At 40.9% G+C, this 22,266-nt stretch carries 25 protein-coding genes and 1 other annotated feature; of the genes, 9 read left to right on the top strand and 16 right to left on the bottom strand.

Annotated features, from left to right (window positions below):
- Positions 1 to 138: 138 nt before the first annotated feature.
- From EKM81_RS03445 to EKM81_RS03435, 3 genes are all read right to left on the bottom strand, one after another.
- Positions 139 to 1,392 carry an NAD(P)H-dependent oxidoreductase gene (locus EKM81_RS03445; RefSeq protein ID WP_125648456.1) on the bottom strand — a complete coding sequence of 418 codons (1,254 nt, stop codon included), beginning with the start codon at positions 1,390 to 1,392 and terminating at the stop codon, positions 139 to 141.
- Between the two features lie 14 nt (positions 1,393 to 1,406).
- On the bottom strand, positions 1,407 to 2,015 hold the full coding sequence (locus tag EKM81_RS03440; protein WP_125648453.1) for an NADPH-dependent FMN reductase: 609 nt from the start codon (positions 2,013 to 2,015) through the stop codon (positions 1,407 to 1,409).
- A 265-nt stretch (positions 2,016 to 2,280) separates the two neighbouring features.
- Positions 2,281 to 3,207: an FAD:protein FMN transferase gene (locus tag EKM81_RS03435; RefSeq protein WP_125648450.1), complete on the bottom strand. Its 927-nt coding sequence runs from the start codon at positions 3,205 to 3,207 to the stop codon at positions 2,281 to 2,283.
- Between the two features lie 430 nt (positions 3,208 to 3,637).
- Between EKM81_RS03435 and EKM81_RS03430 the strand changes: the two genes are divergently transcribed.
- The gene (locus EKM81_RS03430) at positions 3,638 to 4,366 is read left to right on the top strand and encodes a class I SAM-dependent methyltransferase (RefSeq protein ID WP_125648447.1); all 729 of its coding nucleotides are present in this window, start codon (positions 3,638 to 3,640) and stop codon (positions 4,364 to 4,366) included.
- A 107-nt stretch (positions 4,367 to 4,473) separates the two neighbouring features.
- Here the strand turns inward: EKM81_RS03430 and EKM81_RS03425 are convergent, their stop codons facing one another.
- Together EKM81_RS03425 and EKM81_RS03420 are read right to left on the bottom strand one after the other, a co-directional pair.
- Positions 4,474 to 5,109, bottom strand: a complete 636-nt coding sequence (locus tag EKM81_RS03425; protein ID WP_125648444.1) for a substrate-binding domain-containing protein — start codon at positions 5,107 to 5,109, stop codon at positions 4,474 to 4,476.
- Positions 5,110 to 5,124: 15 nt separating this feature from the next.
- The gene (locus EKM81_RS03420) at positions 5,125 to 5,376 is read right to left on the bottom strand and encodes a LysR family transcriptional regulator (RefSeq protein ID WP_125648441.1); all 252 of its coding nucleotides are present in this window, start codon (positions 5,374 to 5,376) and stop codon (positions 5,125 to 5,127) included.
- A 100-nt stretch (positions 5,377 to 5,476) separates the two neighbouring features.
- On the opposite strand from EKM81_RS03420, the gene EKM81_RS03415 reads away from it, so the two are divergent.
- The 3 genes from EKM81_RS03415 (at position 5,477) to EKM81_RS03405 (ending at position 7,900) form a co-directional block, all read left to right on the top strand.
- A complete protein-coding gene (locus tag EKM81_RS03415) occupies positions 5,477 to 6,022 on the top strand; it encodes a chromate transporter (protein ID WP_125648438.1) in 546 nt (181 codons plus the stop codon).
- A gap of 2 nt (positions 6,023 to 6,024) precedes the next feature.
- Entirely contained in the window at positions 6,025 to 6,576 is a 552-nt protein-coding gene (locus EKM81_RS03410) for a chromate transporter (RefSeq protein WP_125648435.1), read from the top strand.
- 106 nt (positions 6,577 to 6,682) lie between these two features.
- Positions 6,683 to 7,900, top strand: a complete 1,218-nt coding sequence (locus EKM81_RS03405; RefSeq protein WP_125648432.1) for a chloride channel protein — start codon at positions 6,683 to 6,685, stop codon at positions 7,898 to 7,900.
- A gap of 205 nt (positions 7,901 to 8,105) precedes the next feature.
- Here the strand turns inward: EKM81_RS03405 and EKM81_RS03400 are convergent, their stop codons facing one another.
- Positions 8,106 to 9,779, bottom strand: coding sequence for a Cna B-type domain-containing protein (locus tag EKM81_RS03400; RefSeq protein WP_164509193.1), 1,674 nt, complete (start codon positions 9,777 to 9,779; stop codon positions 8,106 to 8,108).
- Positions 9,780 to 10,254: 475 nt separating this feature from the next.
- On the opposite strand from EKM81_RS03400, the gene EKM81_RS03395 reads away from it, so the two are divergent.
- Positions 10,255 to 10,953, top strand: a complete 699-nt coding sequence (locus EKM81_RS03395) for an SGNH/GDSL hydrolase family protein (protein ID WP_125648426.1) — start codon at positions 10,255 to 10,257, stop codon at positions 10,951 to 10,953.
- Between the two features lie 220 nt (positions 10,954 to 11,173).
- Positions 11,174 to 11,423: a binding site (T-box leader), on the top strand.
- A gap of 54 nt (positions 11,424 to 11,477) precedes the next feature.
- Entirely contained in the window at positions 11,478 to 12,485 is a 1,008-nt protein-coding gene (asnA, locus tag EKM81_RS03390) for an aspartate--ammonia ligase (RefSeq protein ID WP_125648423.1), read from the top strand.
- Between the two features lie 825 nt (positions 12,486 to 13,310).
- Here asnA and EKM81_RS11135 read toward each other — a convergent pair.
- The gene (locus EKM81_RS11135) at positions 13,311 to 13,469 is read right to left on the bottom strand and encodes a hypothetical protein (protein ID WP_164509192.1); all 159 of its coding nucleotides are present in this window, start codon (positions 13,467 to 13,469) and stop codon (positions 13,311 to 13,313) included.
- Positions 13,470 to 13,670: 201 nt separating this feature from the next.
- On the opposite strand from EKM81_RS11135, the gene EKM81_RS03385 reads away from it, so the two are divergent.
- Positions 13,671 to 14,261, top strand: a complete 591-nt coding sequence (locus EKM81_RS03385; RefSeq protein WP_125648465.1) for a nucleotidyltransferase family protein — start codon at positions 13,671 to 13,673, stop codon at positions 14,259 to 14,261.
- 90 nt (positions 14,262 to 14,351) lie between these two features.
- Here the strand turns inward: EKM81_RS03385 and EKM81_RS11325 are convergent, their stop codons facing one another.
- The 4 genes from EKM81_RS11325 to EKM81_RS03370 form a co-directional block, all read right to left on the bottom strand.
- On the bottom strand, positions 14,352 to 14,630 hold the full coding sequence (locus EKM81_RS11325) for a GtrA family protein (RefSeq protein WP_225420161.1): 279 nt from the start codon (positions 14,628 to 14,630) through the stop codon (positions 14,352 to 14,354).
- Complete coding sequence (locus tag EKM81_RS11320) at positions 14,615 to 14,782, bottom strand: hypothetical protein (RefSeq protein WP_225420160.1); 168 nt, start codon at positions 14,780 to 14,782, stop codon at positions 14,615 to 14,617. The genes EKM81_RS11325 and EKM81_RS11320 overlap by 16 nt, the downstream gene beginning before the upstream one ends.
- A gap of 209 nt (positions 14,783 to 14,991) precedes the next feature.
- A complete protein-coding gene (locus tag EKM81_RS03375) occupies positions 14,992 to 16,338 on the bottom strand; it encodes a PTS transporter subunit EIIC (protein ID WP_125648420.1) in 1,347 nt (448 codons plus the stop codon).
- A 148-nt stretch (positions 16,339 to 16,486) separates the two neighbouring features.
- Positions 16,487 to 16,798 carry a MerR family transcriptional regulator gene (locus EKM81_RS03370; RefSeq protein ID WP_125648418.1) on the bottom strand — a complete coding sequence of 104 codons (312 nt, stop codon included), beginning with the start codon at positions 16,796 to 16,798 and terminating at the stop codon, positions 16,487 to 16,489.
- Positions 16,799 to 17,015: 217 nt separating this feature from the next.
- Here EKM81_RS03370 and EKM81_RS03365 point away from each other — a divergent pair, with 217 nt between their 5' ends.
- Positions 17,016 to 17,969, top strand: a complete 954-nt coding sequence (locus EKM81_RS03365) for an aldo/keto reductase (RefSeq protein ID WP_125648415.1) — start codon at positions 17,016 to 17,018, stop codon at positions 17,967 to 17,969.
- An 84-nt stretch (positions 17,970 to 18,053) separates the two neighbouring features.
- A complete protein-coding gene (locus EKM81_RS03360; RefSeq protein WP_125648412.1) occupies positions 18,054 to 18,614 on the top strand; it encodes a GNAT family N-acetyltransferase in 561 nt (186 codons plus the stop codon).
- Positions 18,615 to 18,836: 222 nt separating this feature from the next.
- Here the strand turns inward: EKM81_RS03360 and EKM81_RS03355 are convergent, their stop codons facing one another.
- From EKM81_RS03355 to EKM81_RS03340, 5 genes are all read right to left on the bottom strand, one after another.
- Positions 18,837 to 19,352 carry a GNAT family N-acetyltransferase gene (locus EKM81_RS03355; RefSeq protein ID WP_125648409.1) on the bottom strand — a complete coding sequence of 172 codons (516 nt, stop codon included), beginning with the start codon at positions 19,350 to 19,352 and terminating at the stop codon, positions 18,837 to 18,839.
- 30 nt (positions 19,353 to 19,382) lie between these two features.
- Positions 19,383 to 19,544, bottom strand: coding sequence for a hypothetical protein (locus EKM81_RS11130; protein WP_164509191.1), 162 nt, complete (start codon positions 19,542 to 19,544; stop codon positions 19,383 to 19,385).
- Between the two features lie 146 nt (positions 19,545 to 19,690).
- Positions 19,691 to 20,644 (bottom strand): metal ABC transporter solute-binding protein, Zn/Mn family, encoded by a 954-nt coding sequence (locus EKM81_RS03350; RefSeq protein ID WP_125648406.1) that lies wholly within the window; start codon positions 20,642 to 20,644, stop codon positions 19,691 to 19,693.
- On the bottom strand, positions 20,644 to 21,504 hold the full coding sequence (locus EKM81_RS03345; protein ID WP_125648403.1) for a metal ABC transporter permease: 861 nt from the start codon (positions 21,502 to 21,504) through the stop codon (positions 20,644 to 20,646). Before EKM81_RS03345 ends, EKM81_RS03350 begins: the two co-directional genes overlap by 1 nt.
- A complete protein-coding gene (locus EKM81_RS03340; protein WP_125648399.1) occupies positions 21,504 to 22,244 on the bottom strand; it encodes a metal ABC transporter ATP-binding protein in 741 nt (246 codons plus the stop codon). The genes EKM81_RS03345 and EKM81_RS03340 overlap by 1 nt, the downstream gene beginning before the upstream one ends.
- Positions 22,245 to 22,266: the final 22 nt, after the last annotated feature.

The following is a 22,266-nucleotide window of genomic DNA, read 5'->3' as shown; positions in this document are numbered from 1 at the left end:
ACTGAAAGGATGTTTTTTTCGCTAAAGCTTCTCTGACCCCCACAAGTAAAACTTGTGGTTGCATTTCTACATAAGAAATCTAAAAACCAGCAAGTTGACTATTTAACAGCCAACCTGCTGGTTTTATTGTTTTTTCAACTATGGCTTTACTGAAGCACTGGCAACACCATCGGCCTTAGCGGGAGCTGGTGGCGTGGCTGCTTTGACAGAAGCGCTCGCAACAGCATCATTGCTTGTCGCTGGATCATTTTTAACAGAGGCGCTAGCAACACTATCAGCTGACGTAGCACCAACCAAATGTTGCTTGGTTTGTTGTAAATACCAATCAATCACTGGTTTAATATCCATGACATACTCATTTAAGCCCACATAATGCTGTTGATCATCATGCATCGCTTGATAACTATGCACCACGTATTTATCGGGACCATGTTTAGGTACATGAATACGAATAACATCTTGTTTACCAGCGCGTAATTGTTGCAATACCCACTCAACATTTTTTAAGGCCTTGGCTGGATGACAAACGATTAACGGATTACCTACCTGTTCTGGCTTACGGCCAGCTAGAGTGCCTGCTTGTTCCTTGCCAGCATTATAATACAAGAACTCATTATTACTATCGGCATAGGTCAGTTCCATTGGCATTGACGATAACAAATAATTAATTTGATCAACCGTTAAAATACCGCGATCTAACTGAACATAAGTATCACCACTAACGGCTTGAACTTTTTTTGCAGCCTGTTCAACCCAATCAGCTGCCCGCATATCTACGTCAGGAATTGTTGTGGCAATTTTGCCGGTGGCATTTAAATCTTCCTTAGGCAGCGGCTTAGGTTCTTCCAAGGCCTTAGCTACTTGCACAAATTTAACGAATTTACGCAAAGTCACTTGTAAAAACTCACTAGTCTTAGTATCTTTGATCTCGCCATGATCATCAAAGGCCTGCTTAACTTCAGCAAGTAAGAACTCGTTTCCAGGCATGACGATGGCGTTAACACCAGGTGCTTCCATAATTTGCCGCAAGTGTAACTGTGCTCGCGAAGAACCCTGATCATAGTATGATGCACCAACAATCAGCACCGGTTTATTATCTAACGGATGGATTTTAAAAGATAGCCATTCAATTAAACTTTTCAAGTTAGCAGGTACCGTGTGATTATGCTCTGGCGTAGCAATAATAACACCATCGGCCTGCTCAATTTTTCGTTTCATAAACTGAATGGGCCCAGCATCAGTCTGGTCCTGACTCTGATTAAATAGCGGAATATCTTTCGTATCCAAAATTTCCAAATCAAACAGATCGGCGTTATGAACGGCAATATATTTCATTAATAAGCGGTTATAAGATTGATCTGAATTCGAGCCAACAATTCCAACAAGTTTCATCACGATCACCTCATTTAAATTTTATCCCAGGAAAAGTTTTGTGCTTCTCGTTGATTGATTTTTTTAGCATGGACTAATTGATTGGTTAGTTTAACAAAGTCTAAGAAATCAGCAAATAACCCAGTAAGTTTAGCAACTTGTTCTGAGTCTTTTAAATCGCCGTGTTCATCAAAGGCTGTCAATGAATGACCTAATAAAAACTCCGAGCTTGGCATAATTCGGGCGCGTAACTCGGGCGCGTCAAGAATTTGCCGCAAATGTGACTGTGCGCGTGAAGAACCTAGTGAACCATAAGAAGCACCAGTAATCATTACTGGTTTGTCAACAAAAGGATGCTCCCCATAAGAAAACCACGCTAGCGCGTTAGACAGACTAGCCGGCACCGAATGATCATATTCTGGTGTACTAATAATCACGCCATCACTGGCCATAATCTTTTGATCAATTGTTTGCACTAGCAGCGGCAATTTTTTGTCAGCTGGTTTATTAAATATCGGTAATTCGGCAATTTCAATCAATTCGATTTTGGCTTGGGCAGCAAAATGGCGTTGCATAAATTGTAATAACTGGCGATTAGTGGAGGCTGTCGAATTCGTCCCCACAATAGCAACAAAATTTTCCATGATCAAACTCCTTTTTAGTTGTGAGTAGCAGTGCTTTGGCAAACATAACTGCAATACTAAGACTGTGACATAAAGTCTTTTGCTAAAAACAAACTGCACTTGAGCTATTGAAACATATTCGCAAATAGCAATCAGTTCTGCTTAATGTGCTTGGTTACACTCTGAAACATTTTAGTTAATTGCCGTCAGTCACTGCTCCCAGTGTGATGTGATTGCGTTCACATTTTTGCTTACTGCTATATTGTAAGCGCTGCCGTTAAAAGATTCAATTAGAATTTGTGACTAAACCAAAGTTTTCTGATTGATAAACTTGGCCGTTCCGGTTAATCAAGCAGCATTCAAGATCCGGGATTGTGGCAATAATTCTGAGAATTTCTGTGGTACTTTTACCAAATAACATTGTGGTCCACAGCTCGCCAGTCACTGATTGTGCCGATCTAATACTGATACTAGCTAGTTCTGACGATATTGGATAGCCCGTCTGTTTATCAAAAATATGGTGATAATGTTGGCCATTAATTTGTAATTGACGCTCATAAATCCCAGAAGTGACCAGTGATTGGTTGCTTAAAGCAACTGTCCCTATAAATTGTTGCTGGTCACCTTGAGGGTCACGTAGGCCAATTTGCCAAGGTTGTTGTTCCGAGTTGGTACCAATTGTCACCACATTACCACCAAGATTGATCAGAGCCTGGCTTACCCCCTGCTGACGTAAATAATCAGCTAGTAAATCAGCAATATAGCCCTTGGCAAGCGACCCTAAATCTAAGGTCATCCCCGCTACTGCCAAATAAACCATCTGATGTTGTTGATCAAGTTCAATTTTATGCGGGTCAGTTAACGTTAAGGCGTTTTTAATTGTCATTTCATCAGGAACATGGGCATCACTGAAACCAATTCGCCACTGCTGGACTAAAGGTCCTAGAGCAATATTCAAATTATTGTTTGGCAAAAGACTATAAGCCTTCCCCAAAGCAATCAACTCAAATAGTTCAGAATTTACAGCAGTCCATTGGCGACCAGCATTGGTCGTTAAAACACGTAATTCGGAGGTTGGATCATTGGCGCTAAACCGATGTTCGTAAATTCGTAGGCGCCGTTCAACTTCTGTCAATAGCAACGTCGCCTGAGGATGGATAAGGGACACCGTAATCACAGTTCCCATGAGATAGACCTTACGTGTTGTTAGCATGTCATCAGCCCTTCACAAAATAAAAACAGTTCTAACACCACAGCCAGATTTTAAAAATAACCGCAACATTAAACTATCGTAAATCAAGTATTTAAATATTCAAAGATTTAAAATATTATAAACCAAAGCCAGCATATTAATGACCACTGTACCAATGATGATTTCTTCACTACGTTTCACAATCATTAAATTTCTTTTCAAAAATCATTGGTAACTATAACAACTAACAACTACTACTTAATCACACCAATATTTAGGTCAGCTTGAACAACCATACATCCCAGCTTTATAATGAATATATCGTTTTCAAAATTAATTATAGGCTAACAAATCTTGAAATACTATTGTCTGTTGTTAACAAATCACTTATTACGTAATCAGACAGCATAGCCTAATCAAAACAGTCTAGTTTAAAAAAGGAGTTTTTACCATGACAGTAACCTATGACGATCCGGATTTTTTCAAGCATTATCAACAAATGCCACGTAGTCAGGGTGGCTTGGCAGCAGCTGGAGAGTGGCCTGACTTTCAAGCCCTCCTACCTGATTTAACAAACAAGCGTGTATTAGATTTAGGCTGTGGCTATGGTTGGCATTGTCGCTATGCTGCCGATCATGGGGCGAAATCGGTCCTTGGTGTGGATGCTTCAGCAAAAATGTTGGCCGTTGCACAGCAACAAACCCATTCTCCAAAGATTAATTATCAACAACACGATATCGAAACCTTTACTGCGCCACCAGCCGCTTATGATATTGTGATTAGTTCTTTAGTTTTGCACTATCTGGCTGATTTCCCTGCTGTGGTGCGGCACATTCATCAATGGCTGGCACCACGAGGCATCTTCCAATTTACAATTGAACATCCGATTTTTACGGCCGAGGGTCATCAAGATTGGATCAAGGATGCTCAAGGTCAGCCAGAGTATTTCCCAGTTGACCACTATTTTACTGAGGGCCCACGCCAAGCTGACTTTGCTGGTAGTGTGGTGACCAAGTATCATCATACGTTAACCACACTAGTGGATGGTCTACTAACGAACGGTTTTCAATTGCAACGGTTAATTGAACCACAACCAGCGCCAGAACTGCGTCATTTACCCGAAATGCAAACTTCTTTGCGGGTACCAATGATGCTGATTATTAAAGCTCAGAAAATTTAGACGGTTTCTTATAACACTGTGACCAATAAAAGAACTGCAGTTGTGGCATAAGTTCTTTTAACAAAATAAACCGAACTTTAACAGCTGCAACTGATTCTCAAAAGGAGTCAGTTCCGCTTAACGTAAAAGAGCGTGTGACTTTCAACATCCTTAAAACAAGCCACTAATTCCTGCTGTAACTCACGTAAGGGACTGTCTTTCAACGTCACCACATAATTAGTCGTCTGCAACTGCTGGCCTGGTAAAGTTAATGAAACTAATTGTTGGCTTTGCAAATAAGGTTGGGCAAAAGGCGCTGGCAAAATAGTCACACCTAGACCAGCCAGCGCTGCTCTAATCAACACCTCAGTATTGACGCTTTCTAGCATGGGAACCACTTCAACTCCTAGGTGTCGCGTAGCGCTTACGAAAATATCCCGCAAAGTGCTTCCAGGCTCCCGTAATAAAAAAGGTACAGTCAATAATTGCTGCTTCGTTAAACGTCTTTTAGTCAGTAAATTAGGCGCCGCAACTAATAATAATTCATACTGTGATAAAGGCTCAGCTTGGAAAGATTTACTAGCCTCATAGCCTTCTAACAAAGCCAAATCAATTTCACCCTTAAGCAGCCGATCCTTAATTTGCTGAACATTTTCCGCATAACAGGTTAGCGGTGTTTGTGGATGCTGTTGACGAAACTTCTTCAGCGCAGTCGGCAATAATTCTTGACCGATCGTTAAACTAGTGCCAAAGCGTAAAGGAATGCGCTGGGCTTGTTTCTAATCACCATACTGAGCTAACTCATTGAATTCAGTTAGTAGCTGCGTCACTCGAATACGAAATTGACGACCAGCACTATTTAATGCTAAGCGATTATCGATTCGATCAAACAGCCTAACGCCGATACTTTGTTCCAATTCCCGAATAGCTTTGGAAATCGCTGGTTGACTTAAGAATAATTGCTGAGCAGCCTTGGTCATTGACCCAGTAGCGGCCACTGTCGTAAAGATTTCCAATTGGCGAATATTCATGATTGCCACCTCATAACTGTTTAGTTATGGCCAGTATACTAAAGATGTATTTTTAGTCAATCTTGATCATCGTTATACTGGAGTAACAGGGAGTGAAATCATGCAAACTAATTGGCGACTTTTTAAAGTTTATTTATTGGCAGGCACCTTTACCTTCTCCGGTGGCATGGCAATGTTACCAGTAATCGAACGTGAGCTTTGTCAGAAATCGCAACTGATCAGCAAAGACGATCTTTATGAATATACCACCTTGGCCCAGACTTTCCCCGGGGTGATTGCGCTGACTAATGCTTGCTTTGTTGGTAAAAAAATTAATGGGACCAGTGGCATGCTAGTCGCTGGTCTAGGCGCTATCTTACCCGCTTTCGTACTGATGTCGGCGGCGACAATGCTCTATCAACAATTACCACAAACTGGTGTTATTTTAAGTGTATTAACCGGGATTCGTGCTGCTTCAGCAGGATTATTGTTTAGTGCCGCTTACACGCTGGCACGTTACAACTTACGTGATTTTTGGTCAATTTTCTTAGCGCTTGCTTGTTTCGGTTTAACTTTATTTAACCTGCTAAGCGCCCCGACTTTAATCATCATCGCGGCAGTAGTTGGCCTACTGGTCAATTGGTCACAACGAAAGGAGTTCCATTAATCATGTTAGCCATTATTGTTGCCTTTCTTAAAATCGGTTTTCTTGGCTTTGGTGGTGGTTATGCAATGTTGTCATTAATTTTTGCTGAAGCTGAGCGATTTGGGTTGACTGTTCAACAATTTGCCGACCTTAACGCACTGGATGGAATTATTCCTGGACCGATTGCGATTAACTCAGCCACTTATGTGGGACAATTATCTGGTGGTTTAGGCACAGCCTTGGCCGCCACTCTAGCGGTTTGTGTCCCTTCCTTGATTATTGTGCCACTTTATACTCATTTTGAAACTAAATTAAACGATCATTGGCAGGTACCCGCCATGTTAAATGGTATCAAAGCCGCGGCCGTCGGATTGATTATGGCAATTGCAGCACTACTCTTGTTAACGCTAGTCTTTCAGGTGACTGACATTACCCGCTGGTCAGGCAAATCTGCTGATTGGTTGAGTCTGCTGATTATTCTTTTCGTTGCCATTGCTGATTTACGCTGGCAAATAAATCCTTTGCTGCTAATTTTAATGGCTGGGTTACTTGGTGGCCTAAGCTACTATCTTTAATTCTTGCTATCAAAAATAACGCTGATTGGTGGGCAAATCACAGCTTGACACTAATTATTTTATTGTTAAGATTGAACTTATTAATTTATTCATAAGTGGTGGTCAAATGACATTTCGTCGTAACAGTCAATTAATTATTTCAGGCTTAATTTTTAGTAGTCTCATTGCACTGATTTCCTTTCTATTCTTGATTATTGAAGAACAACTGACTCAGCTTATTTGGCAACGATTACCCCAAGCATTGGGTCACAACTTTATCTATGAATTGCTTATTTGTCTGGTGGGTGGTTTGCTGGTTGGTCAACTTCATCAGACCTGGGGCGACTTACCGCAGACAACCCAGACCACAATGATGGCCTTTAAACAAGATCAGACTGTTAATTACCAGAATATCTGGCAACATTTATTAGCTGCTACGGTTATTTTAATTTTCGGTGCTGGCGTTGGTCCTGAAGCTGCCTTGCTTAGTGCCGTCATCGCACTATCAGTTTGGCAGGCTGATAAATTACGTTACCAATATTTCCATCAGCAAGCATTCAGCCAAGTCGGTTTCTTTAAAAGTTGGCTGATGCGGCTTCATCCCACCAAATATCGGCAAACTTATAATCGTGATTTGGCGCAGCAAGCCAATCAAAAAACGGCCAAGGAATTGTTATATACCTTACTACTGATTAACGGCCTAACAACCTTCATAATTTTAATGTGCTTAACGAAACAACCTACTTTTATTACTAAAATGGGCTTGTCACAGTGGCGTTGGCAAGAACTATGGCTGATTATACCAGCCATTATGTTTGGGTTATTATTTGGCTGGTTGTATCGCCATTTTAGTGATTTTCTGCAACGACTTAGTAACCGCTATGCCACAAATGTGCGAATTAAAGCCTTACTTGGGGCTGGCGTTATTTTTGTTTTCGCCAGTGTGCTCCCACGACTACTCTTCTCTGGTCAATCTTTCCTAAGTTTAGTGCCACAATTTAGTAGCCAGCAATCGGCTAGTACTTTATTTCTAGCCGCAATTCTGAAACTACTTTTTCTGCAACTTTGTCTAAAAACTGGTTGGATTGGTGGTGATATTTTTCCAATCACTTTTGCGGCAATCTTGCTAGGATTTGGTTGGGCGCACCTTCTACCTGGTTTTGATAGTCTACTAATTGTGGCCATGGTGGCTGCAAGCGTAGCAACGAGTATCCTAAGATCTCCGATTTTTCCTAGCATCTTCATCGCTTTATTCTTTCCGGCTAATCTGGCACCAGTCTTTCTAATCATTATCTTGATTTTTGTAATCTTGCAGAAATTAACTGCCAAACGGCACCAACGCTAACTAAATTCGGCAAAAAGACAACCAGCTTTGAATGCACAAACAAGTTCTAAAAAGGCAACTAGTCCCGCTTAACGCAAAAACAACGAGTAATTCTAAAGAAATTATCGCAGAATTGTTCGTTGTTTAGCGTTAAGGCTTATCGGCTAATTGTCTTTTTTACGTGCTGATTATTAAACATATTTGAAGCGACCAACGGCAGCTGTCTTTATTTTGAAGAACGCTTGAAAGCACGACTCAATAATGTCGTTGCACTTAAAGCTAGTAATAAAACTGCATAGGTGCGCCAGAAATGGACTATTGCTTCACCAGTTTGTGGCAAAGTTTTTTGCCGTTGCCCTGGTGTTTTTTGATGAATTTGCGTGGGTGTTGATCTGTTAGTCGCGCTGCCCTTGCCACTGCTACTTTCAATTAAAGTATTCACCAAATCATAACCAACGACAGTGGTCTGATAGTTAGGTACAGCTGTTTCTGAAATTTCATACTTGATTAGTTGACCAGCTCGATATTTCGGTAATCCAGTAAACTGATATTGCCAGTTCGTTGTGGCGTCAACTTTTCGACTGGTAATCAATTCACCATCGGCTAACAACTTGACTTCAATTTCGGCTGGTCGTTTACCAGCTTGATCATGCTGATCTTGCCAGGTTTTCGTTCCCGCAATAGTAATGAGCTCTGGCACATGAACATTAGTCAGATTGGTTCCAGAAATCACACTTTGATAACCAGCAGGTACTTGGGCTTCTTTGATGGCGTAATTAATTAGTTGACCTTGCTGGTACTTAGGCAAATTATTGAAAACATACTGCCAATCGTTCGCAGCAGTCACAACTTGTGAATCAATTTTGACTGCATTGGCATACAACTCAACCGTAATTTGCGTTGGCCGCAAACCATCTTGATTATCAGCATCAGCCCAACTTTTCTGGCCAGTGATAGTAGTAACGCCAACCTGACCATTAGCATTACCTTTAGCGCCTAAATCGACCTGTGCTGACGAGGTACTATTTTCAGTATTTTGATCAATATTAGTTTCCTCACCATCGCCGTCACCAGGCTTAGTGGCAGTGATGCTTGCAGTATTCTTCAACGAAATATCTTTACCAGCAGTTAAATATTCTTCATCGGTAATTGTAGTCGTATACAAAATATTAACGGCTTCTGTCAACGGTCCGTGCCAGGTTAGCTTTAAGGTTACACCGTCAGTTTCAATTGTGTAATTTTCTTTAGGCACCGGCTGATTGGAATCATGATATTCAACCCGAATTGTATCCACATCTAACGTTTGATTCGAGGTATCCAAGGTATCAATCACCATCACATTATTTAACGTATCACCCTGACTGTTAAGGAGAATCTGCCACTGAGCCTTAGTGTGATAGCCCGCCTCGTTCAAGTCATCTAGTGCCCAACCTGCTTTCAAAATGTAGAGATCATCCCCTGTGATTGGTGGCTCTTCACCATTCTTAGTTCCCTTAATAGTAAAATTCAGATCACCATAACGCTCTTCAGTGTGCGTACTGTAATAATCGTTAAAGATAATTTGACCACTGCTTTCGCCTGGCCGACCACTAAAAGTGCCAACTACCACACCATTAGGATCGGTAATTGCAACTTTGTAATGCTGCTGAAACGTCGTACCCGCTGGCAAATTTACCATCGCATAATCACCAGCATTAATTTCCAAGCCATCAGCAATTTGCCAATGATAATTAATATTTTCACTGTCCCAAATCGTCCAATCACTAGTATTAAGTGGACGGCCTTGATTATCCCTCGCATCAAGACTATCGAGCCCACTAATCGTAATTTCTTGCCCAGCGCGTGTTGCTGCCGCTAGCAAATAAGTCGGTAAATACAGAAATTGGCTAATGAGTGTCACTATGACAACTAACACATAAAACCAATGACGCTTGCTAATCTCCTGCATATTTTTCAAATAAATCTCCCCAATAATTCAGATTTTTAGTGACGGTTAAATATTTTTATTTATTCAACGTCGTAAAATTTAGTTATATTCTAGCATGGATTTCTAGCCAACTGACGGCGATTCACAAGCAAAAAATCGCTATTCACGGGACGAGATATGACAAAAGATGATGCCCATTCAAATAATTGAAGTTACACTACGCCGACTCCCGCAGCCCCTCACACTCTTTTTTGAAACGTGTTCGAAGCGACAAATGGCTATGCCTAATTTAAATAATTGCTTGATCTGGTTTACACCAGCTCAAGCAATTATTTAAAATTACGCTACGCCAAAAATACGTCGCTCTCACGCTCTTTTCTGTTTGCCTTCCTTTTGAAAGCGCCTTATAATGAGATGAGATTACTTAGTAAGGAAGGTTTACTAACACATGGATCAACTACAACACAAAGTTCTTTATGGTTTTGGTGACTCGTTAATTTTTGGTCACGAATTACAGATTGGTTTGTTAGATGATTTTGCTCAGCGCCACCAACTAGCTTTCCACAATTTTGCTGCTAATGGGGCGACGGTGATTCCCACTCAGCCATCAGATCATACTTGGTCAAGCGATAATCACGTTCCAGACTTAGTCATGCAAATTAATAGTGCTCCCGCAACAGCGCCAGATTTAATTGTCTTTGATGGCACTACTAATGATGCTATTTCCTATGTTGATCAGCTACATCCTCTCGGTCAGATTGCGTCTGATTTCAACAAGACAAGTTTTGATGTGAATACTTACTGTGGTTGTTTCGAACTAGCAGTCATGCGCTTGCGTGAACGTTACCCACTAACACCAATTTATTTTATTGGCGTCCATCATATGCCAGCAATTCCATTGGCGCGTCAAGACCAAGTTCAGGCCGCTGCTGCCGCAATTTGCGGTAAATGGGGTATTCCTGTAATTGATTTATATCATCGTGGTCAAATCAATACGTTCATTCCCGAAATGGCTAAACGCTACTCCTATAATAGTGGTGATCATCCACATGACGGTGGCGATGGCACCCATTTAAATGCTGAAGGCTATCAACGTTTTTACACGCCAATTCTTGAAGCAACCATTACACCGACGTTTAATTATTAGTCACTTTTTTATTTCCCGATGTGGCCAAACTATTATTCTGCTTTGAAATCTTGCAATGATAAAATGCACTAACTCAACTCCAGACTAAATGGCGTCAAAACCTGTTCTGCCTATCAGCACATATTTGGCAATAACTTTTTAGCAAAGATTAATTAAAAAAGTTATTGCCAAGATATTTACAAAGCCAGCTGCTTCATGCTAAGATACTGGCAATAAGATAACAACGACCATAAGTAAGACCAGTAAGTTAGTAAATCTGAACAGTGACTTAGGAACAGTGAAAACCTAGGCAGCTACCTACTAAACTGAATAACCCTTGCTTTGTTTCTAACCGAATTGTTTTAACATAGTAGGCTTAGACGTTTCCGTAACGTTACCAGCGGCAGCAGATGATTGTCTGCTGATTTGAGCTGGTTTAGTAACACTAAACAACTTGGGTGGTACCGCGAAAAAAGTCTTTCGTCCCTAGATAATGGGATGAAAGACTTTTTTATTTTATCCTAAAAATAAAGGAGTTATCGACCATGCATTTAACTATTCCCCAAAACTACGATCCTAAATTATCTGTTCGTGATACTCAAGCAGCCATTCGTTATATTCGTGAAACATTCCAAGATGAATTTGGCGCAGAGCTACAGCTTTCCCGTTTGTCAGCGCCAATGTTTGTTGAGCAGCGTACCGGGTTAAATGACAACCTTAATGGGATTGAACAACCAGTGTCATTTACGATGAAGGACTTGCCCGACCAAACAATCGAAATCGTCCATTCTTTAGCTAAATGGAAGCGAGTTGCTTTGAAGCGTTACGGCTTCCAAATGCACCAAGGACTTTATACCAACATGAATGCAATTCGTAAGGATGAAGATCTCGATAATATTCATTCAATTTACGTTGATCAATGGGATTGGGAGAAGATCATTAGCCGCGATGAACGCAACCTCACCACTTTAAAACAAACAGTTCAACAAATTTTTAAAGTAATCAAACATATGGAACATGAAGTCTGGTACAAATTCCCCCAAGCAGTCTATCATTTGCCCGACGAGATTCACTTCATTACCAGTCAAGAACTGCTTGATCGTTATCCAGAATTGACGCCTAAGGAACGAGAAAATGCCATCTGTCAGGAACTCGGTTGTGTTTTTCTGATGCAGATTGGCGACACATTAACAAATGGGCAGCGTCACGATGACCGCGCACCTGATTATGATGATTGGCAATTGAATGGCGATATTTTATTCTGGTACGAACCCTTACAAAAAGCTCTCGAAATTTCTAGTATGGGTATTCGGGTTGATGCAGCAGCCATGAAACGCCAATTAAAAATTACCCAACAGGAGCAGCGCCTGAATTTGCCATACCACCAAATGATTCTCAATGATGAATTACCTTACACAATTGGTGGCGGTATTGGTCAATCGCGGTTATGCATGTTACTCCTAGGCAAGGCCCACGTTGGCGAAGTTCAGGCAAGTGTTTGGCCGCAAGCAATGATTGATGAATGTGCAAAACATCAGATTCAAATTCTTTAATTACGATTGCTGACTGTTCTTTTTGTAAAAAGTACCATTAGTGTCGGGTCTTCCCCAATTCGAAAAGGTGGTTGCTGGGCGATTTTGTGGACGCAATCAGCGGGTTAAAGCTAAAGTTGGTTTGGGGCAGAATAGCGGATAACTCCGTTGCGGCCGGCGGGTTGTGGAACGCTACTTAGACTGGTGCCTAGTCTTCCCCAATTTGTGGAGGTGGTTGCTGGGCGATTTTTAGGGCGCGGAACGGCGTGGCCATCGATTTGAGCTTATTGCTAACGCAACAATCTCAAATACGAGGCTTTGACTAACTGCTAAAGCAGCAAGTCAAATTTCACTGCTTCTCGCAAAATCGCTCGTACGCAAAGAAACCCCCTTCCCTGACGCCAATCGCCCAGCAACCACCAGATGAAACTAACAGAATTGAGCACCACTGTAAGCCAACCAGCTTGCAATGAACTATAAAGCCTGTGTGACAATCTTTCGAGATAAAAATTGAAAGATATCATACAGGCTATTTTTGTCTTACTATTCAACTATTACTGGTGAGTGAATTAAGTTGATCAATTCTACTAGAACTGCCTTAACCACTAACAACAGTGAAGAGCACTAACCTAACTCCAGACGGAATGGAGGGATCGGGTTGTCAGCCAATGGGTTTGTATTTGCGTACGAGCTTGCGAGAAGCAGCCAAATTATTCTTAGTGGCCGTGCCACTTAGAATAAGACTCGTATTTAAGACTTTGCAAAGCAAAGGCTTAAATCGATGTCGGCCGCGTTCCACAACCCGCAGCCCGTAATGCAGTCAAAACCAATCCCGTTTCAAAAACCTCACCAGATTTTAGTGTCTTTGAACTTAGGTCTGTAATTGGCATCAATCAGCGTCGGCCGCGTTCCACGACAAGCAGCCCGCAATGAAGTCAAAACCAATTCTGTTTTAATAACTTTACCGACCCGTAGAAATTCAGTCATTAAATCTTGTTCGCTCATCTTGATCTACCCCATTCACTTTTTTGATAACTTGCGTGTAGCATATTCTAATTTTTAACTAATCGCTTTGTTTTTAAAAAAAGACAGAAATCGTTGATTTAACGCAATTTCTTGTCTAGACTAAGTTGGCGATCAGATTGGCTGTCGTCCCCACTAAAAGTGTATGATAGAGATAATCTTACTGGGGGAATTTTAACCATGTTGAATGAGCAAAAACTAAAAACTTTAATTCGCCAAAGTCCCGAACTAACTGACATTTTAAAAATCAATACTACCTTGAACTTGCCGGATAGTTGGCTCTGCGCTGGCAGTCTACGTAATTTCATTTGGAACACACTGACTGGCAAGCCACCTTTTGATCATGACAGTGATGTTGACTTGGTCTTCTTTGATCCCAGTATTTCTTATGAAAAAACCGCACAACTAAATCAAGTTCTCCGTCAAAAATATCCTCAGTATAACTGGGAGCTAAAAAATGAGGCGCAGATGCATTTGCATAATCCTCACACCGCACCATACCATTCAACACGGGATGCGGTCCGCCATTTTCCTGAACGTTGTACAGCTATTGCGGCGCGAATAAATCCTCAAACACGACAACTAGAGCTATTCTTACCTTATGGTTTAACCGATATCGTGCACTTCATCATTGCGCCAACGCCCTACTTTGCCAATGATCCAGAGAAGAACATCATTTTTAACCGACGTCTAACTAGCAAAAACTGGCGTCAAAAATGGCCGCAATTACGACTGGTTGCCACCGAATCGACCAGCCTTGACTTAAAATCATAATAAATAAAAACACCAGACTAACAATTTTGCAAACTCATTGTTAGTCTGGTGTTTCATTACCTAAGTGTTATCTTACCGTACCGTTAAAAGCTATTTAGTTTCGTGCTCAGGCCGATTTTTAAAAATCACAAATTTGGATAGCACATAGTTACCAATAATTGCCAAAATCTGGCCGACAACTTTAGCTGCAGTCCCATTGCCACTTAGTAACGAAATTCCCACCCAAAGTGTCGCCGATTCAATTAGAAAAGTTAAAATCCGCGTGCCATAAAAAGCCAACATCTCTCGAAAAACAGTCGTCGATTGATGACGGAAAACAATCACTCGATCAACCCAAAAGCCAGTTTGGACACCTAAAAACCAAGCCACAATAAATAACGGACCGCTTGCTTACCATTGCTTTCTTGGACAACTGGATCAGCTGTCACAGAAAAAACGGGTTCTGCATCATTAATCCCCTCGGAAACACTATCAATAATTTTGACAAATTGATGCTCATTAGTTTGGATTTGTTTAGCCATAAGATTATTCTCATGAAATTAGATTCACCCTTTAATATTAAACCTTTTTGACATAATTGAAACAATTAATCTGTTTTTGTTCCCTGAATTCCTAAAAGATTTAACGCTTTTCCTAGCTTTCTCTGGCTGATTACTTCAGCGTAGCATTAAAGAAGTAGCATTGCGCCTAATACCCGGCTATTTAAAATTCTAACACGCTTTTTTGAATCTCAGTTAGTACTAGCAACTTCTTCAGCAACTAACTGACGGTCATAGAGCTTGAAGAAGGGATAGTAAATAAGCATTGAAATTCCCAAATTAACCAAAGCCAACACAGCGGCACTTAAATGACCACTAGTCCCAATCCAGGCACCAACACCGACTGGTAAGACCCAGGCCATTGCTGAATTGACTACTGGAACCCAGCCCATTTTAATGGCCAAATAAGCAGTTGATGCTAACACAATTGGATTAATCAAAAACGGTATCATTAGGTAGGGATTGTAAACAATTGGTGCGCCAAAAATAACCGGTTCATTAATATTAAAAATTCCCGGAATAATGGCCGTGCGCCCCAAAACTTTGAGCTGTTGCGACTTAGCTACAAATAACATCAAGAGAACCAAACCTAATGTGCCACCAGCGCCACCAATGAAAACCCACATATTAATGAAATCACCAGCAAAAATATGATGGGCACCGTTAATATTTTCAGTCAGTAACACCAGTAAAATCGGATTAACAAAACTATTCTTAATAATCGCAGTTCCATGAACCCCAACAATCCAAAGCAGATGAATCAAGAGCAAAATAACGACCATCCCTAACCAAGAACCAGTTAAATTCTGGACGAAGCCAAAAGGAATCAGCAATAAAGCATGTAAGTCAGTTCCCAAGAAACCTAAACCGATCATCAGAATAATCATGACGAAGGCAATTAGAATGGCTGGAATCAAAGACGCAAAAGAACGACTAACACCTATTGGCACTCCCGCTGGCATTTTAATCGTCCAATGCTGGTTCACGCAAAGGCGATACAGTTGAACTGCTAAAATTCCTAAAATAATTGCAATAAAAATTCCGATTCCACCAAAACGAGTTAGCCAACCATTGGTTAAAGCCACACCATTCACTGAACCAGTATTCGCTTTGATCGTAGTCGTTAATCCAACAGCGATACCATTTCGCCAAGTAATTGTCGGTACTGACATCAAGAAAGCAAATAACGATAAAATTGCCCCTGTAAAAGCGTTAAGGTCAGCCTCACCAGCCTGACGATATTCTTCAATATAGTAATAACCAACTGCTAATGAATAATAAATAGCAATTGACCCCAACGCCATTGTGTTACCCAATGAATAGTAACCGCTAAAACGAAGAATCGTCTGCTGAAAAAAGCTAGTTCCCGCTGGTAATATTTGCGGTAAATTATTTAAAATCAGAAAAATCGACGCCACAATCGTAAATGGTACTGCAGCCAAACTCGCATTCATAATACCGCGAATAACTTTAGTATTCGCTAATTTATTCAATGGTGGTAACAAACGCTGCTCAAGAAAATGGAAAAATGTTGTCATTTTTATCCCTCCAATAAATAACACCCAATATCCTCATTATATCGGAGCACCTAGGCTAATGAATACTAAAAAGCCTAGCTAAATCATCAAAAAAGTTCTAACTATTCGCCTATAAAATCGCGTTAGTTAGAACTCATCAGGTATTTAATTAATTGTGTTTTTGAGTAGTCGCTGCCGCAACTGCTTTTTGATAAATATCAATTTTGTCTGCCACTTTGGCTAAATAGGCTTGATCTTGAGCAATCCGCGCCTCAATATCTTCTTTCTGTTGCTTGATCAAAGCCAACCGTGCTGGCAAAGTATCAGCGCCAGCCTCGGTCATTTCAATAAATTGCCGAATTTTAGCTAATGGCATCCCAGTACATTTTAGACAGTTGATTAGTTCCAACATACCAATATCATCCTCAGAAAAGTGTCGATGACTATTATCGTCGCGTGCTAAAAATGGTAGGAGTCCCATTTTATTTCTCCTTTTTACAAAAAGTGCTTGACCTAAACCATGGTCGAGGTTTTAAAGTAACTATTGTTGTGAGATTTTCTAGCGCAGCGTTATTGTAACTAGTTGCTAAATCTACGTTATGGTACAACTAATACTCTAACGTCAGAGTATATCATGTTTATCACAGCTTTTAAATGTGGTTTCAGCCACGAAGCTTGTTTTTAGGAGGACAAAACATATGAAAAATATTAAAATTGGTAATAGTGCTTGGGAAGCTTCAGCAGTTGCCTTAGGCATTATGCGGATGAACGCATTAACCACCACTGCTGCCACCAAAACACTTGAGACCGCAGTTGCCAGTGGCATTAATTACATTGACTCAGCCGATATTTATGGCATGGGAAAATCTGAAGAAGTTTTTGGCGCCGCCTTGAAGCAAGCTGCTTTAACCCGTGATCAATTATTTATTCAATCTAAAGCCGGCATCGTTTATGATCCTGCTCGTTCCCATGGCAGTTTTGTTTTTGGCAAACGGTATGACTTCTCCAAAGCTCATCTAATTGCGGCAGTTGATGGCATTTTGCAACGCATGCAAATTGATTACTTGGATTCATTCTTATTACACCGACCTGATCCACTCATGGAATTAGATGACGTCGCAGCTGCTTTCGACGAATTACAAAGCAGTGGCAAAGTTCGTCACTTCGGTGTTTCTAACTTTAATCCAGAACAATTCGCTATGGTTCAAGCGGCCATTTCCCAAAGATTGCTAATTAACCAATTACAATTTAGCATCGCTCATACTGGCATGATCGATTATGGCCTGCATACTAATATGACCGATTCGCGATCAGTTAGTCATGATGGCGGCCTAATGGAATTTTCACGGCGCACCAACACAACCATTCAGGCTTGGTCACCTTTCCAGCATGGAATGTTTGCTGGCACTTTCATTGATGATCCCGAATTTAAAACTTTAAACGAGAAATTGGCTGAATTAGCCACCAAGTACCACGCTAGTAAAAATGCGATTGCTGTTGCTTGGCTGTTACGCCACCCTGCCAGTGTGCAAGTCATGTTAGGTACCATGAATCCTGATCACATTAAAGATAGTGCTGCTGGCGCTGATATCACGTTAACCAAGCAAGAATGGTATGATGTTTATTTCGCGGCCGGTAATGATTTGCCATAAAGTATCCGACCTGTTGCAAAAGTAACTTTAGCTGATAAATCGCGTTCTCAATCGCTGTTAAATCTGACAAAGTAGGGTGTTTTCATGACTGACTTATTTGATAATTTTCCCAATCTATCTGACCAAAAAATTCTGATTAAGCGCCTACAACAGCTCAGTGATGTGGACGCCTTACTGGAAATTAGCCACAATCCCAGTGTTTACCAGTATATTGGTCCCTTTTTGGCAAATAAAAGTAAGGCCTTCCTGAAAACAGCCATCAAAAACCTTAACGGCCGGGATTTTGATAAACGAAAAATGATTATTGCTGGTATTTATTTGCAACAGCAACCTACAAAATTGGTGGGCCTCGCTGAACTGTTCAATTATCAACCCAAGCGTGGAATCGTCACCATTGGCTACCGCTTAAACCAACAGTATTGGCACCAAGGTATTGCTAGTGACACCATTCGCTTATTAGTTGATTATTTACAGAATAAAATTGGCATCAAGCAAATTAAGGCCATGGTAATGCCAGCCAACATCTACTCAGCTAAAGCTTTACTAAATAATGGTTTTGTCAAAGCAACTCAACCAGCTCAAGAAAAAAATTGGGCCGGACAGGACATTGTTCAAGTGGATGTCTACACCTATGAGGCTAACTAATCTTCAACAAAAGACCGGTTACGCTTGACTCGGCCCTCACAATTACTGCCCACAAATCAGTACGTGACAAAGGCCGACGAACAGCAATATAAAATACCGAGCAATTCTATTGATGAATTGCTCGGTATTTTAACGTTAAGCAGAACCGATTGCCCTTTGAGAACACGTTTCAGCAACCAAAGTTCGGCCTGATTTTTCAAAACAACTGATGTCCTAGACGCTTTAACACTGCCAATCTTTACGCAGAATGCCATACTTTACCGAGTCCCAATACTGCCCTTGCCAGTAACGAACCTGAGGCACGCGTGCTTCTAAATTAAGGCCAACGTTTTCCGCGACCTTCATCATTCGAACATTGCCTGACCAAGTCGTCAACCCAACATGAGGTAACGCACTCCGTTCAAAAACTTGATTGATCCACAGACGTAAGGCCTGACTACCCAGCCCCTGTCCCCAAACCTGTTGTTGATAAATAACTAGACCCACATCAAGCCAACGTTGCAACTGACCATCCTCATAGTAAGCAGATACTTCCCCAACTAATTTCTGATCAACCCAAATACCCTGACGCATCCAATCGCCAGGGTTTATTTTGTGCTGAAATTCATCTAAAGTTAAAATGGGATCATTAAAATAAGGGCCATTCCAACGTTGCCACTCATGATCACTCTGCCCATATGCTAGTTGCCAAAGTGGCACAATATCAGCTGCGGTTAACACTTTAAGTGTCATTTCCATAATACTATCTCTTTCTCGGCCCATGTAAAGTTATAACGGCGCCGAAAACATCACGAATAGAAAACATAGTAAGGCTGCTTCAAACAGTAACATCACACTTGAACCAAAAACTAAAAACTTACGACGTTGCCGAATAGCGATAAATAGAATAATAAGGGTAAATAACGTGACTACACCGAGAATTAATGACATAAATCCACCTCCGCGTTAGTCATCTCAATATAAAATGATAGCTAAACAAACAGATTCCGTCAAGCTTGGCAGGAATTAAGAGCGCACGAGTCCCGTCAGCTGGCGCTTTTTTGGTGTCATGTCATTTTCTTAACATCGGTCGTTACTTAGCGACTATTAACTGCGGCCAGTCCAGCATGAATCTGATCTAAATTCCACTTCATCATTGAGTAATACGTATCCCCAGTTTTACCCTTGCTAGCTAAAGAATCAGTAAAAATCTTGGCATAAATACTTAAACCACTTTCTTTAGCTACTTTCTCCATCGACTTAGGTGAAACTGACGACTCAACAAAAAGGCTCTTCACTTCAGATTGACTAATTTTAGCTAAAACTTGTTGCATCTGCTCTGGGGTGCCTTGAGCTTCAGTATTAATTTCCCAAATATAGGCCGCTTTTAACTGATAGGCCTGGGCAAAATATTTAAACGCACCTTCAGAAGTTACTAATAATCGCTGCCGTTCAGGAATGTCAGCAAATTTAGATTGTGCGGACTTGTGCAGACGTGCTAATTTAGCAATATATGCGGCCGCGTTCTTTTGATAGAAATCAGCATTTTTATGATCTTTTTCCTGCATGATCTGGGTCATGCGCTGGACATATTTAATGCCATTAGCCAAGTCGAGCCAGGCATGAGGATCCACTTCATTGACGTTTGTTGTTAAATGTTGCGGTAGCACTTTATCACTAACCGCAAAGGCATCGACGTCAAATTCTTTATGCGAAGTCGCGACTAATTTTGTAAACCAGCCATTGCCACCAGTTTCCAGATTCAAACCATTATGGAAAATAATATCTGCATCAGCAGCCGCTGAAACATCAGCCGGCTTGGGTTCATACTCATGCGGATCTGTTCCGCGTTTGACAATGCTGTACAATTCAATCCGGTCTTGACCAACATTGTGGGCCATGTCTTCCAAAATCGAATTAGTCGTAACAACGCGTAATTTCTGTGCAGTATTGATTTGACTGGTCGCTTGATGATGACGCTGATTCAAGAACCAATAAACGCCACTAATCATTAAAACCACTGCCACAATAGCCACCAAGTTCTTCTTCATTAGTCAACCTCCTTGGCTGGCTTTTTGCCAAAATGAAAAACAGCTTGCTTCGGTGAGAAAATAAAGGAGATTGCAAATAATAAGGCTGCGACAAGTACAATGGCCGGTCCTGAAGCCCAATTAAATGTGTAGCTAAAATACAACCCGCTCATTGCAGAAATAACGCCAAAAGTCGCCGCTAAAACCAACATTGTTGCTAGTTTATCAGTCCAAAGAAAAGCAGTTGCTGCCGGTGTGATCAACATTGCTACCACTAAAATGATGCCTACCGTTTGTAAGGCTGAAACAGTAACCAACGTGAGGACTAACATCAACGTATAATGCAGTAATTGAACTTTCAGGCCATACGTTTTCGCATAAGTTTCATCGAAAGATGTGACTAATAATTCTTTGTAAAAGAAGGTGACGAATAAAATAACAATTCCTAATACAACGGCTGTGGTCATAATATCCGCATCATTCACAGCTAAAATATTACCAAACAAAATATGATGTAAATTCGTCGCGCTTTCAGCCATGGAAATTAGGATAAAACCTAGCGCGTAAAAAGCACTAAAAACAACACCGATCGAAGTATCCGTTTTAATTTTGCTATGGGCGGCGACGAAACCGATCAATAGCGCCGCAAGAATGCCAAAAAGCGAGGCACCAATTAAGATATTGAAACCAAACATATAAGCCACCGCAACCCCAGGTAAAACAGCGTGAGAAATTGCATCCCCCATTAAAGACATTCCCCTGAGAATAATAAAACTACCAATGATGCCAGACATCATTCCCACCATAATTGCCGTGATCAAGGCACTTTGCAAGAAATCATAACGTCCCAATGCATTAAAAAATTCAATTATTGAGGCCATCACTGCGCATCTTCCTTTACTGTAAACAAGACAGAAGACAGGTCCGCACTAAAAGCTTGTTCAATATTCTGAGCATTATAAACTTCAGCTACTGGTCCAAAGTCAATGATGCCATGATTCATGATCACTAAATCGTCAAAATAACGGGAAACTTTATTTAAATCGTGATGCACCACAATAATTGTTTTTCCAGCATCTCGCCATTGCTTGAGAATTTTCATAATCGCTGTTTCACTTTGCAGATCAATTCCCACGAATGGTTCATCTAAGATAATGATTTCTGCTTCCTGAACAATTGCACGGGCAACGAAAACTCGTTGTAATTGACCACCAGATAAATTACCAATCTGGCGCTTGCTGAAGTCAGTTAGCGAAACCTTAGCCAAAGCTGCTTGACTGGCTGCCCGTTCTGTTTTGCCAGGGCTTTTGAATAAGCCTAACTTGCCATACGTCCCCGTCAAAACTAAGTCGAACACGTTAATGGGAAAACTTAAATCCAAATCCTTCCGTTGTTCAACATAAGCAATTTGCTTTTGAACTGACTTAATTGAGTGATCATTATACTCGACCACACCTGTTTGTGATTTGATCAGACCAAGAATCGCTTTGATCATGGTCGATTTGCCTGCACCGTTCGGCCCAATGATCCCAGTAATTTTACCTGCGTCGAAAGTAACGGCAACATCGGTAAATACTGGTGTGTCATCATATGCCACAGTGAGGTTCTTAATAGTTAACATCAAGATCCTCCATTCTTTTTTA

It is taken from the genome of Lapidilactobacillus gannanensis, from assembly GCF_003946675.1.
In the GTDB taxonomy this organism is placed as follows: Bacteria; Bacillota; Bacilli; order Lactobacillales; family Lactobacillaceae; genus Lapidilactobacillus; species Lapidilactobacillus gannanensis.
Note: the sequence above shows the minus strand (reverse complement) of the source record. Positions and strands in the feature narration are given on the sequence as shown.